Raw genomic sequence first — 18,821 nt, forward strand, 5'->3', positions numbered from 1 at the left:
TCAGTTCATTCACATCCTTTATATTCGTTCCAATAACTGAGCCTCATTATAGATTGTGATGCCTAAATCTTGGGCTTTCGTTAATTTACTTCCGGCCGCTTCACCAGCAACGACAATATCGGTTTTCTTTGAAACACTACTCGTTACTTTAGCGCCTAATGATTCTAATTTCGCTTGTAATTCTTTGCGGTCGTAATCAGCAAAACTACCGGTAATGACCACCGTTTTGCCAGTCCATTCCGTCGATAAATTTGCTATATCCTCTATTTTAACACCTTGATACGACATTTGCACTCCCGCATCTTGTAATCTTTGAATTAATTGATGCGAACCCTCTTCAGCAAAAAAGTTCACTAAAGATTGACTAATCATGATTCCTAGTCCTTCAATACTGCTAAATCCTTCTAATGTTGCGGTCATAATTCGTTCTATTGTACCAAATTTTTGAGCCACTAATTGGGCTGCTTTGGCACCGACATGACGAATCCCCAAACCGAATAGTAAACGCTCAAGCGATTGTTGTTTACTCTCTTCGATGGCTTGTAAGATTTTATTAGCTGAACGATCTTTAATTTTATCAAGTGTTAATAATTCTTCATAAGTCAAATAATATAAATCAGCCGCATCTTTTACTAATTCTTTATTCAATAATTGTTCAATGACTTTTTCACCTAAACCGACAATATTCATCGCATTTCTTGACACAAAATGACTTAACTGAGCTAATTGTTGGGCTGGACATAAAGGATTTTGACAACGCAATGCCACTTCATCATCAATTCTAATTAACTCACTTTGACAAGCAGGACATTGATTCGGAATGGTTAAAGGTTGTGAATTAGCTGGACGTTGGTCCATTAATACTTCTAAAATTTCCGGGATAATGTCACCCGCCTTATGCAGATGAACAGTATCTGCTATACGGACATCTAAATCAGCAATAATATCGATATTATGTAAGGTGGCTCTTTGGACGACTGAACCCGCTAAATTAACCGGGTCCATCACGGCCGTTGGAGTGACCACTCCTGTTCGCCCTACTGTCCATTCGACGTCCCTAACGACAGTAGTCGCTACTTCAGCCGGAAACTTATAAGCAATTGCCCAACGTGGTGCCTTAACAGTAAAACCTAATGCTTCTCTTAATTGGAAGTTATTAACCTTGATGACCACGCCATCAATATCATAAGGTAAATCGTGTCGTTTATTGCCTACTTCATGAATAAAGTCCATTACTTCATCTTTGGTTTGACATAAGCGACGTAAAGGATTCGTTCTTAACCCCACCTCACTAAATTGATTAAATAATTCTTCTTGCGACATAGGATTAAAACTTTCCGTTAATATCGAATCATAAATAAAAGCATTTAATTGTCTTTGTTTCGCCATTTTAGGGTCAATTTGTCTTAGGGCTCCAGCAGCTGCATTACGCGGATTAGCCAATGGTACTTCCCCTTTTTCATCGCGCTCGGCATTTAAAGCCGCAAAGACCGCTTTAGGCATATACGCTTCACCACGAACTTCCGTTGAAATAGGACGACGTAGTTGTAAAGGGATCGAATTGATGGTGCGGATATTATGCGTAATATCTTCGCCAATCGTCCCATCGCCACGCGTGGCCCCTCTGACTAATTTACCTGCTTCATAGGTTAAAGCAATTGCGAGACCATCGATTTTACATTCACACATAAAACTCACCGGACCGCTGGCAGCATTTGTTACTCTTTCAATAAAGGCTGCCACTTCATTTTCATTAAAAGCATTGCCTAAACTATACATTGATTGAGCATGACTCACTTTTTTAAAACCTTCTAACAGTTGTCCTCCCACCCGTTGAGTAGGCGATTCCGGACGAATCCACTCAGGGTGGAGGGTTTCAATGTGGACTAATTCACGATATAGCACATCATATTCATGGTCTGAAGCTATCGGTTTATCTAACACATAATAATGATAAGCATAATCATTTAGTAACTCAATCAACTGTTCTAATCGTTCAATTGAATTTGATTGCATATTCTTCATCCTATTCTTCTACTTTGGTAATGGGGGCATAAGCTGCTAATAAATCCTTAATACCTTGAGTTTGAAAGGCAATGGTTAATTTAGTATCGCCTTTATCCTCCACAACTTGTACAACGGTTCCAACGCCCCAGGCTTTATGTTGAACCTTGTCACCGGCCTTCCAAGTTACGGGTCCTTCATTCGTACTTAAACTGGTTTTGGCTGTAGAAAGGGGACGTTTATTGGAAAGTGCTGCTTTGTTGGCACTTCTTAAAGCTGCTGTTCCACTGTGACTTGCTCCTCCTGTCGAACGTGCTCGATTGAAACGTCCTAAACCGGGGTTCATCACACCCCCTTCGCTAATAGACGGACGGGTATAGACACGGGAACCGAATGATTGATTGTCTAATAATTCGGAATCAATTTCATCAATAAAACGACTTGGCAAGTTATTTTGATAACGCCCATATAAAAGGCGCGAACGAGTAGCAGTTAAGAACAAGCGTTTTTCAGCACGCGTCATCCCCACATATGCTAAGCGACGCTCCTCTTCTAATTCATCGTCATCTTCCATTGCCCGAGATAGTGGGAATAAGCCATCTTCCATTCCGACAATAAAGACAAAAGGAAACTCTAATCCTTTAGCGGCATGCATGGTCATTAAGGTCACTTGATCTTCAAAATCTGTTTCCTCATTGGTATCACTAACTAAAGAAACATCGGTTAAAAAGCGCGTTAATGTAGAGGGCTCACTCGTTTCTGATGAATCTTCCGTTAAGGATAAGATTAATTCAGGTTGTACTGTTGACTCAGGCGTTGTCGTTGGTAGAGCAAAATCGGGATCGATTTCAACCTCATCGACCGTTCCTTCCTCATCAAACTGCTTGGTAACGGAAGCGAACTCCTCTAAGTTTTCGATACGATTGGCTGATTCAATATCATTTTGTGCCCGTAATATTTCAATATATTTCGTTTGTTCCCAAACTTGTTCGACTAATTCACTCATATTTAAAAATTCAGCTTGTTGTTGTAAATTTTGAATCATCGTCGCAAAATTGGCTAATTTCGTTTGAGCTGATTTACTAATATTAGAATGTGCTAAATGTTCAATCGCTTTAAACCAAGACATTTGTTGACTATCAGCAAATGCGGCTAATTTTTCCACAGTTGCTTGACCAATCCCCCGTTTCGGTTCATTGACAATACGGTTAAAACTAATATTATCATTAGGATTATCAATTAAACGTAAATAAGCTAAAGTATCTTGAATCTCTTTACGTGAATAGAATTTTAATCCTCCAACAATTTTATACGGTAAGTTGGCATGAAGCAATTGGTCCTCTAAACTACGTGACTGGGCTTGTGTACGATATAAAATCGCAAAATCACGATTTTTATAAGCTTCATCATTTTTAAGTTGATGAATTTTTTGGATCACAAACTGGGCTTCTTCACGATCACTATCCGCTTGATAGAAAACCACTTTCTCACCAACTTCTTTGTCAGACCAAAGTTGCTTTTCTTTACGCTTTTTATTGTTCACAATAACGCTATTCGCCGCTTTTAAGATAGTTTGGGTCGAACGATAATTTTGTTCTAATAAAATCACTTTGGCATCAGGATAATCTTTTTCAAAGTTCAAAATATTTTCCATATTCGCCCCACGCCAACCATAAATACTTTGGTCAGCATCCCCTACCACACAAACATTGCGCAGTAAGCCCGCTAATAATTGCACTAATTGATACTGACTATGGTTGGTATCTTGGTATTCGTCGACATGAATATATTGGAACTTCTGTTGATAAAAATGACGTATTTGTTCGTTTGATTCCAATAATTTAACTGTTAATAAGATCAAATCATTAAAATCCATCGCATTCGCTTCTTTTAAACGTGACTGATATTTACGGTAAACATCTGCATGAATTCTTTCAATGTAGCCATCAGCTAACTCAGCATATTCTTCTGGTAATTGGCCTTCATTTTTGGCTTCATCAATTACATGTAATAACACCTTATAATTGAATCGTTCACTATCTAAATTTAGATCTTTAAGTACTTGTTTCATTAACGTTTGTTGTTCACCAGTATCAATAATCGTAAAATTACGTTCATAGCCAATATGTTCAGCTTCACGTCTTAAAATACGAGCACACATCGCATGAAAAGTAGATACCCAAATTTGTTCGGCGGCTGGGCCAACTAATTGTTGCACCCGCTCTCGCATTTCTGTCGCGGCTTTATTGGTAAAGGTAATCGCTAAAATATTCCATGGATTAACCCCGATTTCTTCTACTAAGTAAGCAATTCGATGAGTTAAGACTCTCGTTTTCCCACTACCGGCTCCGGCAGCGATTAAGACTGGGCCCGTCGTTGTTAATACGGCCTCTCTTTGTTTATCATTTAAATTTTTAATATTTTCTTGTAATGTTGACACGTTTGTCCCTCCGATTCTGTCTTATGGATCTGTGTCACGAAATTCACACACCGTATAAAATTATATCAAAAAATGATTGACTATTGTATTAAAATTGCCAAGTTTCTCGGTTTTTTCAAGAATTGACAGATGGATGCGAATGTAAGACAAAAAAGAAGTAATATTTCCAACTTGTAAATTCATAAATAATTTTAAATATAAAAAAACTAGAAACAATACTTAATTAGTACTATTTCTAGTCATCAGCAATCTTAGATTGTTTTTAATTCATTTAAGAGTTTTGAATAATCAACAGTTTTATAATCATTTACAACAAATTCGTATAATTTTCCCAATTCGAAATCGTTATATTTTCTTTCAGTGATAATATTATAAAACTCTGCCTTAGTTATATGATTATCAGCTTCAGACCTATTATGAAGCTGGTCTCCAAAATGATAATGTGTCATGATATGACTAAGATGTCTGTCATTTTCTCTATCCCTAATATATCTTCGTTCCCAAAGTATTTCAAAATCAGCTATCAATCTTATTGTAATAATTTCATATCCATACTTATCAGTGAGTTTAGTCAATGTTCCTTTTTGTTTATCAGAAAATGGATATTCGGAAAGAATTATTTTTTTTCCAACTTTCATGTAAGATTCTAAAATGCAGTAATAGGAGTCCCAAACTATCAATTCTAATTCTTTTTTTTCAGACAAGTTGCCAAACCCTATATTATCAGCGATATCTTCTTTTAATTCATCAGGAGTTACCTTAAATAAATTAGGTTGTATTTTCTCTATTAAATTAGTCAAATATGTTTTTCCTGTTGCCGGAGGCCCTGCAATCAAAATTAATGTTTTTTTCATAAGTTTTTACTTTAAAGGACTATCTAGATTCATAAACAAATGACACTTATGTTTTATAATCTCATTTACACGATCATTACATGGAATAATATTATGTCGTAATGATTTATTCACTGGCGTTTCAACGAAGTATTTTTTTGCTGTTTCAGTCCAATTTACTAATAATTCTGTTCCAACATTAAATTTTCTAATTCCATTATTTATCAACTCTGGATAATCCGATTCTTTAACTCCTGTCCCACCATGTAAAACAAGAGGGATATCAACAGTTTCATGAATTTTTTTAAGCAATGGAATATTTACATTCGTTTTTGACTTAAATTGTCCGTGATTTGTTCCTATCCCCACTGCCAAAGCATCCACCCCAGTCTCTTGCACAAAACGAAGAGCATCTTCAGGTTTTGTATATTGTTTATCTTCTTCAGCGACTGAAACTCCCTCTTCGGTACCACCAATAGTTCCCAATTCTCCCTCTACAGACACACCACGCGCATGTGCATACTCAACTACAGCCCTTGTTTTTGCAATATTTTCTTTGAAAGGTAGGCTTGAACCATCATACATTATACTAGAATAACCTGCATCAATCGCATCTTTAATTGCTTCTAAATCTTTTGCATGATCTAAATGTAAAGTTACGTCAACAATTTCATTTTCAGCTAATTGTTTACAAACAGCAACAATTACATCATATCCAATATATTTTGCTGTATCGATACTTGTTTGAATAATTATCGGAGCGCCTACTTCTTTTGCTGATCTAATCATCCCTGGTAGCATCTCTAAATTATGCATGTTAAATGCACCAACTGTCATATTCAACTTATCTGCTTTTTTCATTATTTCTTTTAGTGTGATATACATTCCCCTATTTTCCTTTCAATGTTGCACTTTTTGCGATATTTCTCATTTCATCCATTTTTGACAAATAGTAATCGATTTTTTCATTGTCTTTTGCAAAGGCTGCATCTTTCCGTTTTTGGTTATAATGATTCATTAATTTTTTATAACCTTCCCCCATTGAAATTTCAATTTCTAGACTTTTCTCTAAGTTTTCTATAGCAAGTTCAATATTGTCAATTTCTGAATATAGCAATCCAATTTTTTCATAATATTCTGCATCTTTTTCATTGTTTGTATTCAATAAAACATCAATTTGATGTTTTATTTCTCTAACTTCGTCTTCAGTTTTAATATTTTTTTCACTGTTTGGTTTTAATTTGTTATTAATATTTTTTTTCTTTCTAAATAGATTGAACATTATGCCACCCCCATTTTAAAAATTATTAAAACATTTTAAAGATAGGACTTAAAATCCAATAATATAATAAAGCTGCTGCTACAGTATCTACGTCTGTTGCTGTTGCATTTACAAATCCAAGTTGATTAAACGCTGTTACTAATAACGCTGGCAATAATGTAATAAAGAAACCATGCGCAATACCACCAATAATTGCTCCTCTTCGTCCCCCAACAGCATTTCCGAAAATACCAGCAGTACCACCTGCAAAAAAGTTCGTTAACATTCCTGGTAAGATCATTGCTAATCCAACCATCGGAAGTGTAAACATTGCTATAAGTGTTCCTATCGTGGTAGTAATGAAGCCTAATATTACTGCGTTAGGTGAGTATGGGAAAAATACTGGACAATCCAAAGCTGGAATTGCATCTGGCACTAATTTCATGGCAATACCTCTAAATGCCGGAACAATTTCTCCAAGTAATAAACGCACACCTGACAATAGAACATAAACCCCAACTACGAATTGAATTGCTTGTAAGAAACTAAACATTAAATAATTTTGTGTTCCGGTATCAACTGCAGAAGGGCCAGCAAAAAATGCTGTAATTAAATAAAGCGGAACCATTACAACCATCACTGACAAATAAGTATCTTGTAAAAATTCAAATGCTTTAGGCAGTTCAATATCCTCGATTGATTTTTTATTTTCTCCTTTTTCACCAAAGATTTTTGCAATACCCGCTTCGAATAAATAACCAATTGTACAAAAATGACCCAAAGCTATATCGTCTGAACCTGTAACTTTTCTAATAATTGGTTGAGCGATTGCAGGCATCAAAACAGTAAAAATTCCGCCAACGATTCCACCTACTAAAATTAATAAAAATCCTCTTAGTCCAGCAAAATAACCAAAAACCGTTGTCATAGTTGCCATCCATAAAAGTGCTTGACCAGTTAAAAATATATATTTCCATTTTGTGAATCTAGCAATCAAAATATTACAAATAAATATAGCTAAAAAAGTTAATGCTATACTACTACCTAAACCAAGCTCATTCATAGCCTGCCCATTTATCGCTTCAATTGAAGGTACGATTCCCTGAGTATTAAAACCTTTTTGAAAAATTTCTCCGAAATATGTTAGACTAGAAACAATAATACTAGAACCCGCACTTAATACTTGAAATCCTAATAATGTTTTTAGAGTTCCAGAGATTATTTGTCCAACAGATCTTTTTTGTAAAATAAGACCTAACATTGCGATTAAAGAAATTGTTATAGATGCCTGAGTTAATACGTTATTGATTAAGAAATTTACGAAGCTCATGTTTTTTTCCTCCTATAAATCAGATAAATGAACGCTCTTTTAATACAGGGATTAACTTTTCTTCAATTTCTTTAGTAGAAACAATATTCTTTAAAAAAATCAAAGCTGTTTTTTCAGTATTGATTGTAAATTGAGCGAACTGCTTTTCAAAATTTTGTGCCGTAATAATAACATCGGGTTGCATTGAAGCTGCTGTAGAGATATCTACATGATCTAATTTTGCATCTATATTATATTTATTTAACACATCCTCTGCAGCCATCTGAGCTGCAAAACTAGACCCCAATCCTGCTCCACAAACAAATAAGATATTTAATTTTTTTGCCATTATTCTTCCTCCATTATTCATTAAATAATATTTCTTTTATTTCATTTTTATTTTTCGCGTTGTATAATTTTGTGAGTTTATTTTCTTCTCTAATTAGATTAACTAAACTTTTCATTACGTTTAAATGTGAATAAGAATCGACAGCAGATAAACAGAAAATAATTTTCACTGGATCATTAAATTCATGGTTAAATTTTATAGATTTTTCAAAAACAGAAACACTAAGTCCGAGTTTTTTTGTCCCATCTTCTGGTCTAGCGTGTGCAAGTGCAAGGTGTGGACCTATTACGATATAAGGGCCAAAATCATTTACACCTTTAATCATAGCATTTACATATTCTTCCGTTATCACGTCACTTTTTAGAAGGGGCTCAGAAACCTTTCTGATTGCCTCTTCCCAAGTATATTCACCTCTTTCTACTGAAATGTTTTCGTCTGGCAATAAGTCTTGAATCATAGGCTGTACCTTCCTTTTATTAATTAATAATTTATTTTTATAAAATATCTGCTCAATTTCTTTATATAAATGAGCACTCATTCCTGATTCACTTCTTTTATATAATTCAAGGATTTCTTGGAACATCTCAGTATAGTCATTTTCATAATTAACGGTTCTTTTTAAACTACTATTTTGTTCTAAAAAAGTATTTACCAATAATTTGGTTTCCGAATTGAATATAGAGTCAATAACTAATAATGGTTTTTTTGTATATTCAAAATGAATTGTTGAAAAAACTAAATCTGCGTCGAATTTTTCTAATAATGTAATGTCATGGCTACTTACAACCGCTAAAATTTCAATATTAAAGTTTTCTTTTAAATTTTCAGCTAATAATTTTCCAGTAGCTATCCCGTAGTTACATACAACTACTGCCCTATACCAATACTGTTTATTTTGATTAAGTTCACTCAAAGCCGTTGAAAAGTGAATAGTAATAAAAGCAATTTCATCATCTGTAATTCTTCCACCTAATTCATTTTCAACTTTAAGCATGAAGTCTTTTATTGTAGTAAATATCACACTGTAAGAATGTTTAATTTTATCTTTTAATGGATTTACAAGCTGTAAACCACTTTGAATCCTTTTAACCATGCTAGAAATATGACTATAGAGAGATTTTTGCAGATTAAATTCATACTTTGTAAAGAGGATGGAAGTATTATACTCAACATACTGAATCATTCTAACTATCAATAATTGAATATCTAACCAATTTGAAGGGTAATAATCATCCTCTTTATTTAGAGACTTAAGAAGCATTGTAATGTAAAAAAATTCGTCTTCAGTTGTTTCGATTGAAAATAGATTTATTATTTCACTTACATAAGGAAGAATATTCTCATCAATAGTTTTATTGTTTCTATCTTCATTTGAGTCAAATCTAATTAAATTCCCTTGCTTAATTCGTCTCATCCATATATAAGTTAAAAGATTAAAATGCGCAGGGTAATGTGTTCCGATTCGATCAAAAAAGTATTTGTTATTCACTTTATCGAGTATTTCTAAATCATTTTTAGGGACATATTTAAACATTCTGTCTTTCTTTGCATCATCAATATCAAAATAGATTGAACTAAGCATAAAAAAAAGCATTGATCTAATCTTATTTTCATCTGAGTTAAATTGAAGTCCAATTTTAGGTACACTAACAACCTCTAAATTAAATTCTGACAAATATTTTCTTACATTACGAATATCATCATCTAAAGTTGACTTTGATACTTTATACTCTTCTTCCTTTTTATTTAAAAATACTGGTTGATTACCAAATGCAATGTCTAAAATAATATCAATTAATCTTTCGTCAGGTGTCAAGTATTGAAATTCATCTGTTGAATCATATTTTGAATTTAATATATTTTTTTGTTTTTTATCCAAACTAAGAAATATCCCTTTATTTCTTATTGTTTTGATTTGTGGTAAATTTAAACTAACAAGCTCATCATTAATAATATTAATTTCATTACGAATAGTTCTTTCACTAACAGAATATTCGTTGGCTATATATTTTATTGTAAGTGGTACTTCTGATGATAGTAATCGATTTAATATTGAACTAGTTCTTTCTTTCACTCTCATTCCTCCTTACATCTTTAGTATAAAACGCTTCCAGTCCCAAAGAAAGTAGATGTTTCTTCAAAAATTATTTGCAAATTAGTCTACCTATAATAAATATTACACAAATTTTTTGGGGATTTTTTTGTATAAAAATAACCCGCCTCTTACGAAACGAGTTATCTAAAACGGTCTGATGTTCATTTTGTCTATCTAAGACAGTTCTTCCATTAACATTTCGGTGTTAAACTTAAAACTTACCGAAGTTCATTTTATCTATATAAGACGGTTCATTCATTAACTAACGGCGTTTTTTCTTTTTCAATAAACGTCGTAATTTTTTCTCTTCATTAGCTGCTTTAATTTGTTCTGGTGTCATGAAGTCGCGGTCACTCATTTGTGGCATTCCGCCCATGCCTGGTAATCCACCCATACCTGGCATACCGCCTTGCATTTGTTGCATTTGATTCATCATTTTCTTCATGCCACCCATTTTACCATTGGATAATTGACTCATCATATCACGTGTTTGGTTGAATTGTTTAATCATGCGGTTTACATCCATTAATGTTTGACCACAACCAGCTGCAATCCGTTTACGGCGACTTTGAGAAATAATATCAGGATTGGCTCTTTCTTCAGGTGTCATCGAATAAATAATGGCTTTAACACGTCCCATATCTTTTTCATCGATATTTACATCATTTAAACCAGGAATTTGACTCACGCCTGGAATCATTTTTAAGATGTCTTTGATTGGCCCCATCTTATTAACTTGATTCATTTGTTCTAGGAAGTCATTAAAGTCAAAGGTTGCATCCTTCATCTTTTCAGCCATTTCTTGAGCTTTCGCTTCATCGAAATCTCTTTGGGCTTTTTCGATCAAGGTCATCATGTCACCCATACCTAAAATACGGCTAGACATACGATCTGGATAGAATGGTTCTAAAGCATCTAATTGCTCTCCTTGTCCGGTGAATTTAATTGGTTTATTCGTAATGGAGCGGATAGATAAGGCCGCCCCACCACGGGTATCCCCATCTAACTTAGTGATAACAACCCCGGTAATATCCAAGGCTTCATTAAAGGATTGGGCGACGTTAACGGCATCTTGTCCGGTCATCGCATCAACCGTTAATAAGATTTCATGAGGTTGAACCGCTGCTTTAATATTGCGTAACTCATTCATCAATTCTTCATTAACATGTAAACGACCAGCCGTATCGATAATAACGACTTCATTACCTTGTATACGCGCTTGAGCCACTGCATCACGTGCAATATCTACCGGATTCGCTTCTGTACCGTAACTGAAAACATCAAATCCTAATTGATTCCCAATCGTTTTTAATTGGTCAATCGCTGCCGGACGATAAACGTCAGCAGCTACTAATAATGGACGTTTTTTACCTTTTTCTGTTACATATTTCGCTAATTTACCAACCGTGGTTGTTTTACCTGCCCCTTGTAAACCTGCCATCATAATGATTGTTGGCGGCGCTGATTGAAGATTTAACTCTTCTATTTCACCACCCATTAAGGCCGTTAATTCTTCATCAACGATTTTCAATACTTGTTGTGCTGGTGATAATGAAGCTAATACATCCGAACCTAATGCACGCTCATTGACTTTTCTGACGAATGTCTTAACTACTTGGAAGTTAACGTCCGCTTCTAATAACGCAAGACGAATCTCACGCATCATTTGTTTTAAGTCTGCTTCAGTAATTGTCCCTCCTGCACCTACTTGGCTAATAGCCGATTGGAGGCGTTCCGATAACCCTTCAAATGCCATATTTAAATCTCCTCTTTACTTATTCATCATATTCTTTTAATTGGTGGATAATGTTAGTTGCTTGTTCTTTATTATCAAGATTTAATAATAATTCATCCAATAATACTTCACGTTGGTTACGTTTTTTCAATAGTCCAAGGTTGGCTTCGTATTGTTCTAACGCTTTTTCACTACGTTTAATCGTATCATGCACCGCTTGTCGACTGATTTTATAATGTTCGGCGATTTCACCTAATGAATAATCTTCTTCATAATAAAGTGCCAACATTTGTTGTTGTTTTTTAGTTAATAAGGTTTGATAATAACTAAATAACATATTCATTCTAACCATTGCTTCTAGTGACAGTTCAATCACCTCTATTCAGGATATTGAATATATTTTGCTAAACGATCGGCCAACTCATTAGGCGTTGAATGCTCTAAAACTTCTGCTAAATCATGAACCTCTTCTTTGGTATAACCCAATTCTTTTTCTAAGAAATACTCCCAAATTTCATGTTTTCTAATTAAGTTTCTAGCCATTTCAATTCCTTTTGGCGTTAACTCTGCACCCTGATAAGGCTGATACTCTAACAACCCTTCAGCTGCTAGTTTGACAACCATTTCCGAAACGGAAGGTGCAGATACTTGCAGCCCTTTAGCAATCATTTTATTTGATACCAATTGTGAAGTTCCATTTTCATAGATGAATTTCACATAGTCTTCTCTACTCTGGGACATCTAACACCCTCCTAAAGTTCATCAACTTATTTTAACATTATCTTAGTGATTAGACAAATTTTTAATTGAACCTGATAGTGTCAAATTATTGTTGGTTTTCCTCTACCATACTTTTTACTAATTCTCTGAACCTAGTTTCATGGATTCCATATTTTAATCGATATCCTTGATAGCCAGCCTCTAGCGGCATGGGAGGTTCTGGAAGTCTTTAGGGAGGCATTTCCACCCGATAGCCAATCCAGTCTCGCTAGACGCCAGTACCATGCCGTTGCTCGCTATCAAGCATTCACTTCATCGCCTTTAGCTATCATTATGAAGACTGGCTTCAATCTACTATATTTCAATAACCAGCGATTGTCCCAAAAGCCTGGCGACTGCGTGTGTTATTGGAATAGTGTAAGATGGCTACTTTACCACTCCAATCATACTGACGAACGTATTTCCGCCCCACACGGCCATCTAATTTCTCTACTCTTCTTTTTCTTTCTTTTGTTTTAATTTGATTTGTTACCCAAGTTTTTAAATCGCCACCATTTAAGTCATAAGCACGGGCTTTAGCGATGTTTTCTGCTCCTGTTGTACTCCATCCTAGCGGTCGCGAACTTAAACGAGCACTTAACCAATGGCTGACGTGACCTTCGGCACTACAACCGATATATTGAGGGTCCCTTTGTCTTTGAATAGAATCCCAATTGCCTATTAGATAGCGACGAACCTTTTGAAGCGTTTGTTTCGAAGAGTCCGGTAGCGACGGATCGCTGAGTCGCACTTGGAAGTAGTCCTGTAAATAGCCTTTTTCACCTGTATAAAGCCAACGATGTAAAGTGGCGTATAAATGATCATTACTGATACCAACACATGCCTGACGAAGGTGTTTAACCGTATGATAAGGGTCAAGAACAAAGCGCGTCTGAGTCGGTAGATAGTCCAACCCTTTCTTAATCCAGTGAGCCCCGTCTCCACTTAAATAAAGGAGCGGACAGGCTGCTAAATCGTATTGTTGGTCGAGATAGTAATAAATATCTTCCCACAATTCCTCGCTATCTTCGTATAACCCTGTGAATATGCGACTAATATTTAATTCTTTTCGGTCACTTGATTCTAAATTTTCTTTGTATCCTTCGTGAACATACGCCAAGCGCATTTCCCGATTCTTCCCATCTTGATAAGCTACATGGTCTTCATCGGCTTCAATATATAAGCAGTCTACCTAACGCTTTGCTTCCACCGGCAACGCAACAGAATCTGGGCTATACTTATGTACAATATTCTTGACTGTCTGACGACTATAAATCCCGATATGTTCGAAGCTATCAATGGTCTCTTGATAAGAATGCTTACTAGCCTTCTCGTAAATGGCTGCTTCTAGATCAATATCCATGCGCTGGTGAGGCGTGAGCGATAAGAAGTCATCCAATAAATAGCAGAACTCACCCGTTTGTTTATCTTTGTAATAACGCCTTGAGAGTTTAATGTCACCGATCAGTGTGGAGATTGTTTTTTCATCATCGCAACGATGAACGCTATATCTTGCTTTTCTTCCAGGACTTTCAAAGAGTGATTCCTCAATTGTTGTACAGAGATCTTCTCCTAAATCGACTGAGAGTTGACGCATCGTATTGCTAATGGTTTTGATGCATGTTGAAAAATCTACTTCACCTTGAATCGCTTGATTATATAAATCTGCCATCATTTCATTAATTTTTTGCATAATTTGTGTTATAATACTCATGGATAATCCTCTACCTTTCTGTGTGTTTAGACTACTTACAGTATAGCAGAGGATTATCTTTTTTTGCTTTTAGCTGACCAACAGTTATTTTACACTAAGATTGAACCTAAAAAAAATTAGGCAAACCTATTGATTTGTTTTTTATGACATTATATACTATAGTCAACAAATAAATTAGGTATGCCTAAAAAGGAGATTTTAAAATGAAAAGAATTATTTTTAGTATTTTGTCGTTTATCATAGGGTTGGGATTATGGAGCCCAGTTGTCAGTGCTAATGAAAAACCAAAAGTGACGGTCACTACTTCTTTCTTAGCAGATATGGTTCAAAATATCGCGGGTGATGAAGTGGAGCTAGAGCTTTTAATTCCAGCTGGCAGTGATCCACACTTATATCAACCGAAAGCGCAAGATTTAAATAAAATTTCAACAGCTGACATTGTTTTATATCACGGTTTGCATTTTGAAGGCAAAATGGTGGATGTTTTAGAACAATATGGTGTGGCAGTAACGAAAGATTTTAAAGAAGATCAAATCGGAGAAATGGAAGAAGATGGTCAAAAAGAAATCGACCCGCATTTTTGGTTTGATATTGATTTATATAAACAAGCAACTATTACCGCTAGCAATGCTTTACAAGAAAAATTCCCTGAATTAAAAGAAACATTCGAACGCAATACCGAACAATATTTAAATGAGCTAGACCAATTAAAATCATGGGTCGCTACAGAACTAGAAAAATTACCGGTTGAACAACGTAACTTAGTTACCCCACATGATGCTTTTAACTACTTTGCCAAAAGTAATGATTTTGTCGTCTATGCCCCACAAGGTGTTAGTACCGATTCTGAAGTTTCAAATCAACAAATTTCAGAAACTGTTGATTTTATTATCGATAATAAAGTACCAGCAATCTTTGTAGAGTCTACCACTAATCCGGATAGAATGAAAAAATTACAAGAAGCTGTTAAAGCAAAAGGTGGTTCAGTGGAAGTGGTAATGAATGAAGATGAAGCCTTATTCTCTGACTCATTAGCACCAGCAGGCCAACCTGGTGATAATTATATCGCGATGTATCAACATAATATTAATGTCATTATTCAACACTTAGCTAAATAATTTTTAGATTTTAGTTAACTAACGAGTGCGGAAGTGGACAAAAGAGTTTAACATACACTTCTCTTAGTGCCCGCTCCCCACTCGTTTATTTTTGCATTATTCATCATCTTGCTTGAAAGGAGCGCTTTATATGAATCCTCTATTAGAAACAGTCGATTTAACTGTTCAATATGATAAAGTAAAAGCTTTAAACAACCTCAATATACAATTACCGCAAAATAAAAAGATTGCCATTATCGGTCCTAACGGTGCCGGTAAATCCACTTTCATCAAAGCCTGTCTTGGTCTAATTCCTTATGACGGCCAAGTGAGCGTACTAAACCAAACGATTAAAGAAAGTCGTCAACACATTGCTTATGTTCCCCAACGCTCCAATGTGAATTGGTACTTTCCAACAACGGTTGAAGATGTGGTTAAAATGGGTGTCAGCAGCAATCGCTTTATCTTTTCACCCATCTCTAAAGAAAAGAAAGACAAAGTGGAACAAGCGTTAGCCATCATGAAATTAACCGATTTAAAAGATCGTCAAATTAACCAACTTTCTGGTGGACAAAAACAAAGAGTCTTTTTAGCACGGGCCATTGCTCAAGATGCACAGGCTTATTTTCTTGATGAACCACTAGCAGGTATTGATCGCACCAGTGAACAACTGATTATGCAACAATTAAATGATTTCCAAAAACAAAATAAATCAAGTATTACCGTGCATCATCAATTAGAAACATTAAAAGACTATTTCGACTATGTTGTCATGATTAATCAACAACTAATCACAGCAGGACCCATTGACGAAGTGCTAACCAAAGACAATCTGGATTTAACCTACTATGGCATCAAACACTCACAACTGGAGGCGAATAAACATGAGCATCTTATGGAATAATCATTACCTATATCTAGTGGTCGCCATCGGGCTGAGCCTACTAGCCGTTGCTAGCTCCATTGTAGGGAGTACCTTGGTCTTAGAAAAACAAAGTCAATTAGGTGATGCAATCGGTCACTCTTCTTATCCAGGTGTCATCATTGCCTACATGATTTTTCAACAACGTAATCCCATTATTTTATTAATGGGAGCAGTCGCTGCCAGTTTATTGTCAATCGTCATTATCCACTGGCTAAGTCGCGAAAAAGCTTTTCATTTTGAAAGTACCCTCGCCCTGGTTCTTTCATCATTTTTTGGATTGGGGATGGTCTTAATGAGTTATATTCAAGGTAATCCTAACTTTGCTAAGACAGCACAAGCTGGTCTTAATAATTATATTATGGGACAAGCAGCCTACCTAATGAGAGATGATGTGATTACCATCGGAATTGTAGCCATCTTTACGATTATCGTCTTTTTGATTCACTATCCGAAAATAAAAACTGTATTATTCGATAAAGACTTTGCCACTAGCATTGGCATCAATGTCCCATTTTTTAAATTTCTCAATTTGTTTTTAGCGATTATTATTATTGCTGTAGGACTAAAAGCGGTTGGTGCTTTATTGATAAGTAGTTTATTAATTGCCCCTACTATTATCGCTTTACAATGGAGTAATCAATATGAAAAAGTATTAATCATCGGCAGTATTGCCTCGATTATCGCAGCGGTAGGCGGCACTTATCTTAGTACCACTATCGAAAAATTGGCCACTGGTCCGACCGTCGTTCTCTGCTTATTTATGATGACCATTCTCTCCCTCATCATCGGCCCAAAAAGCCCCTTATTTAAGCGAGGTGAAGCAAAATGATTGAATCATTATGGATTTTATTATTAGTGGGAATATCAAGTAGCCTTTTAGGTAATATATTAGTTCAAAAGCAAACCGTCATGGTAGCCGATGCTATCTCACATACTATTTTATTAGGGATTGTTTTAGCCTATTTTATAGTCCAAAATTTAGACTCGCCACTACTGATTATCGGCGCAACCTTGTTTGGGGTCTTAACGGTGTATGCGATTGAATGGTTAACCTATCAAACCAATATCCAAATCGATGCTGCAATTGGGATTGTCTATACTTTCTTTTTTGCTTTAGCCGTGATCTTAATTTCCAAATGCTTTGACAATGTTCATCTGGACATCGATGCCGTTTTACTAGGAGAAATTATCTTTGCCCCTTTAAATCGAATAGAATTATTCGGACACAGTTTCCCTGTTGCTTTGATTCAAAATACGATCTTACTGGGAATCATCCTATTGTTTCTATTATTCTTTTACCATCCTTTAAAATTGATTTTATTTGATAGTACTTTTGCTAAAACAACCAATATTAAGGTCTCCTTAATCAATTTTTTATTAATGACTTTAGTGGCCTTACACTGTGTGATTGCCTTTCAAAGTGTCGGTGCTATTTTAGTCATTGCCTTAATGGTTGCACCCGCCCTAAGCGCTCAATTATACGCTAAAAGTTTCCCACAATTACTGATTTTGGGAGCGATGATTGCTTGTATTAATAGTGTCATTGGCTATCAGCTAGCCATCCATTTTAATGTCTCTATGTCGGGAATGGTAGCGGTCGTTAGTTTTATCATCTTTATTATGGTATTTATTCTAAAACATCATATTTTGTCACGATTTCGTCGACTATCTTAGTTTGACCGAAAAGGGTTTCTATGCTATTATAAAACAGAAATCTTGTTGTATTTTCAATAAGAAATGAAACTTTAAAGGAAGAATTTAGATGGCAAATATTAATCAATTAATTCGTACAATTGTTGAACCTTTAATCGAATTCCCTGAAGAATTAACAATTGAAGAAGTAGATACAGATGAATTCTACGAATATCACTTATTTTTAAACCCAGAAGATATCGGGCGTGTCATTGGTAAAAAAGGACGTGTCGCACGCGCAATCCGTACGATTGTTTACAGTGTTCGTACAAATAACCGTAAACGCACCCGCTTAGTTATCGTCGATGAAGCCAATGATCATCAAGATAATGACGTCGATGATATGAACGATGATGAATAATTAAATCATAAAAAAAGCTGAGTAATATTCAACATTTGCAGTGACCCCCAAAGGTTAGACAAAATCTAACCTTTGGGGGCCAGCTCGTTGGCTCAACTTTTTTTTGTTATGCAATCTAGATTAATGGGTTACCGACAAATTGACTCTCACATAAAAATATTTAACGCTGACTTAATGTCAAACTGTCACCCCATTAGGAGCTTAAAAATCATCGGCTATTAAGTTATTTCCTGATACATTATTTAAA

Annotated in this window: 16 protein-coding genes and 1 pseudogene; 5 read left to right on the plus strand and 12 right to left on the minus strand. The window is 35.3% G+C overall.

Annotated features, from left to right (window positions below):
- Positions 1 to 18: 18 nt before the first annotated feature.
- The 12 genes and pseudogenes from ligA to CYJ72_RS02695 all read right to left on the minus strand — a co-directional run bounded on the left by ligA (position 19) and on the right by CYJ72_RS02695 (position 14,499).
- On the minus strand, positions 19 to 2,025 hold the full coding sequence (gene ligA / locus CYJ72_RS02640; RefSeq protein ID WP_284630308.1) for an NAD-dependent DNA ligase LigA: 2,007 nt from the start codon (positions 2,023 to 2,025) through the stop codon (positions 19 to 21).
- 1 nt (position 2,026) lies between these two features.
- Positions 2,027 to 4,444, minus strand: a complete 2,418-nt coding sequence (locus tag CYJ72_RS02645; RefSeq protein WP_284630309.1) for a UvrD-helicase domain-containing protein — start codon at positions 4,442 to 4,444, stop codon at positions 2,027 to 2,029.
- A gap of 251 nt (positions 4,445 to 4,695) precedes the next feature.
- Complete coding sequence (locus CYJ72_RS02650; RefSeq protein WP_284630310.1) at positions 4,696 to 5,298, minus strand: DEAD/DEAH box helicase family protein; 603 nt, start codon at positions 5,296 to 5,298, stop codon at positions 4,696 to 4,698.
- A 6-nt stretch (positions 5,299 to 5,304) separates the two neighbouring features.
- Entirely contained in the window at positions 5,305 to 6,162 is an 858-nt protein-coding gene (locus tag CYJ72_RS02655; RefSeq protein WP_284630311.1) for a class II fructose-bisphosphate aldolase, read from the minus strand.
- 4 nt (positions 6,163 to 6,166) lie between these two features.
- Entirely contained in the window at positions 6,167 to 6,559 is a 393-nt protein-coding gene (locus CYJ72_RS02660) for a tetratricopeptide repeat protein (protein WP_284630312.1), read from the minus strand.
- A gap of 25 nt (positions 6,560 to 6,584) precedes the next feature.
- On the minus strand, positions 6,585 to 7,868 hold the full coding sequence (locus CYJ72_RS02665) for a PTS sugar transporter subunit IIC (protein WP_284630313.1): 1,284 nt from the start codon (positions 7,866 to 7,868) through the stop codon (positions 6,585 to 6,587).
- A 19-nt stretch (positions 7,869 to 7,887) separates the two neighbouring features.
- Complete coding sequence (locus CYJ72_RS02670; protein WP_284630314.1) at positions 7,888 to 8,196, minus strand: PTS sugar transporter subunit IIB; 309 nt, start codon at positions 8,194 to 8,196, stop codon at positions 7,888 to 7,890.
- A 13-nt stretch (positions 8,197 to 8,209) separates the two neighbouring features.
- The gene (locus CYJ72_RS02675) at positions 8,210 to 10,276 is read right to left on the minus strand and encodes a BglG family transcription antiterminator (RefSeq protein ID WP_284630315.1); all 2,067 of its coding nucleotides are present in this window, start codon (positions 10,274 to 10,276) and stop codon (positions 8,210 to 8,212) included.
- A 277-nt stretch (positions 10,277 to 10,553) separates the two neighbouring features.
- Positions 10,554 to 12,047, minus strand: coding sequence for a signal recognition particle protein (gene ffh, locus CYJ72_RS02680; protein WP_071408299.1), 1,494 nt, complete (start codon positions 12,045 to 12,047; stop codon positions 10,554 to 10,556).
- 19 nt (positions 12,048 to 12,066) lie between these two features.
- A complete protein-coding gene (ylxM, locus tag CYJ72_RS02685; protein WP_066123630.1) occupies positions 12,067 to 12,378 on the minus strand; it encodes a YlxM family DNA-binding protein in 312 nt (103 codons plus the stop codon).
- A 26-nt stretch (positions 12,379 to 12,404) separates the two neighbouring features.
- Positions 12,405 to 12,767: a metal-dependent transcriptional regulator gene (locus CYJ72_RS02690; RefSeq protein WP_066123627.1), complete on the minus strand. Its 363-nt coding sequence runs from the start codon at positions 12,765 to 12,767 to the stop codon at positions 12,405 to 12,407.
- A gap of 340 nt (positions 12,768 to 13,107) precedes the next feature.
- Positions 13,108 to 14,499 (minus strand): annotated as a pseudogene (locus tag CYJ72_RS02695) (ISLre2 family transposase).
- 203 nt (positions 14,500 to 14,702) lie between these two features.
- On the opposite strand from CYJ72_RS02695, the gene CYJ72_RS02700 reads away from it, so the two are divergent.
- The 5 genes from CYJ72_RS02700 (at position 14,703) to CYJ72_RS02720 (ending at position 18,574) form a co-directional block, all read left to right on the plus strand.
- Positions 14,703 to 15,617 carry a metal ABC transporter solute-binding protein, Zn/Mn family gene (locus CYJ72_RS02700; RefSeq protein WP_066123624.1) on the plus strand — a complete coding sequence of 305 codons (915 nt, stop codon included), beginning with the start codon at positions 14,703 to 14,705 and terminating at the stop codon, positions 15,615 to 15,617.
- 130 nt (positions 15,618 to 15,747) lie between these two features.
- Complete coding sequence (locus CYJ72_RS02705; protein WP_066123620.1) at positions 15,748 to 16,500, plus strand: metal ABC transporter ATP-binding protein; 753 nt, start codon at positions 15,748 to 15,750, stop codon at positions 16,498 to 16,500.
- Positions 16,481 to 17,350 carry a metal ABC transporter permease gene (locus CYJ72_RS02710; RefSeq protein WP_066123618.1) on the plus strand — a complete coding sequence of 290 codons (870 nt, stop codon included), beginning with the start codon at positions 16,481 to 16,483 and terminating at the stop codon, positions 17,348 to 17,350. The genes CYJ72_RS02705 and CYJ72_RS02710 overlap by 20 nt, the downstream gene beginning before the upstream one ends.
- Positions 17,347 to 18,195, plus strand: coding sequence for a metal ABC transporter permease (locus tag CYJ72_RS02715; RefSeq protein ID WP_066123615.1), 849 nt, complete (start codon positions 17,347 to 17,349; stop codon positions 18,193 to 18,195). Before CYJ72_RS02710 ends, CYJ72_RS02715 begins: the two co-directional genes overlap by 4 nt.
- A gap of 88 nt (positions 18,196 to 18,283) precedes the next feature.
- Entirely contained in the window at positions 18,284 to 18,574 is a 291-nt protein-coding gene (locus tag CYJ72_RS02720) for a KH domain-containing protein (protein WP_066123613.1), read from the plus strand.
- The last annotated feature ends 247 nt before the right edge of the window (positions 18,575 to 18,821 follow it).

Origin of the sequence: Globicatella sanguinis (assembly GCF_002847845.2) — a bacterium.
Lineage (GTDB): Bacteria > Bacillota > Bacilli > Lactobacillales > Aerococcaceae > Globicatella > Globicatella sanguinis.

Excerpts from the sequence above, each read along its gene's own strand:
- ffh (WP_071408299.1), bottom strand. The coding sequence starts at position 12,047 with ATGGCATTTGAAGGGTTATCGGAACGCCTCCAATCGGCTATTAGCCAA.
- CYJ72_RS02700 (WP_066123624.1), top strand. The coding sequence starts at position 14,703 with ATGAAAAGAATTATTTTTAGTATTTTGTCGTTTATCATAGGGTTGGGA.
- ligA (WP_284630308.1), bottom strand. The coding sequence starts at position 2,025 with ATGAAGAATATGCAATCAAATTCAATTGAACGATTAGAACAGTTGATT.
- CYJ72_RS02660 (WP_284630312.1), bottom strand. The coding sequence starts at position 6,559 with ATGTTCAATCTATTTAGAAAGAAAAAAAATATTAATAACAAATTAAAA.
- CYJ72_RS02710 (WP_066123618.1), top strand. The coding sequence starts at position 16,481 with ATGAGCATCTTATGGAATAATCATTACCTATATCTAGTGGTCGCCATC.
- ylxM (WP_066123630.1), bottom strand. The coding sequence starts at position 12,378 with ATGGTTAGAATGAATATGTTATTTAGTTATTATCAAACCTTATTAACT.
- CYJ72_RS02675 (WP_284630315.1), bottom strand. The coding sequence starts at position 10,276 with ATGAGAGTGAAAGAAAGAACTAGTTCAATATTAAATCGATTACTATCA.
- CYJ72_RS02665 (WP_284630313.1), bottom strand. The coding sequence starts at position 7,868 with ATGAGCTTCGTAAATTTCTTAATCAATAACGTATTAACTCAGGCATCT.
- CYJ72_RS02655 (WP_284630311.1), bottom strand. The coding sequence starts at position 6,162 with ATGTATATCACACTAAAAGAAATAATGAAAAAAGCAGATAAGTTGAAT.
- CYJ72_RS02650 (WP_284630310.1), bottom strand. The coding sequence starts at position 5,298 with ATGAAAAAAACATTAATTTTGATTGCAGGGCCTCCGGCAACAGGAAAA.
- CYJ72_RS02705 (WP_066123620.1), top strand. The coding sequence starts at position 15,748 with ATGAATCCTCTATTAGAAACAGTCGATTTAACTGTTCAATATGATAAA.
- CYJ72_RS02690 (WP_066123627.1), bottom strand. The coding sequence starts at position 12,767 with ATGTCCCAGAGTAGAGAAGACTATGTGAAATTCATCTATGAAAATGGA.
- CYJ72_RS02715 (WP_066123615.1), top strand. The coding sequence starts at position 17,347 with ATGATTGAATCATTATGGATTTTATTATTAGTGGGAATATCAAGTAGC.
- CYJ72_RS02720 (WP_066123613.1), top strand. The coding sequence starts at position 18,284 with ATGGCAAATATTAATCAATTAATTCGTACAATTGTTGAACCTTTAATC.
- CYJ72_RS02670 (WP_284630314.1), bottom strand. The coding sequence starts at position 8,196 with ATGGCAAAAAAATTAAATATCTTATTTGTTTGTGGAGCAGGATTGGGG.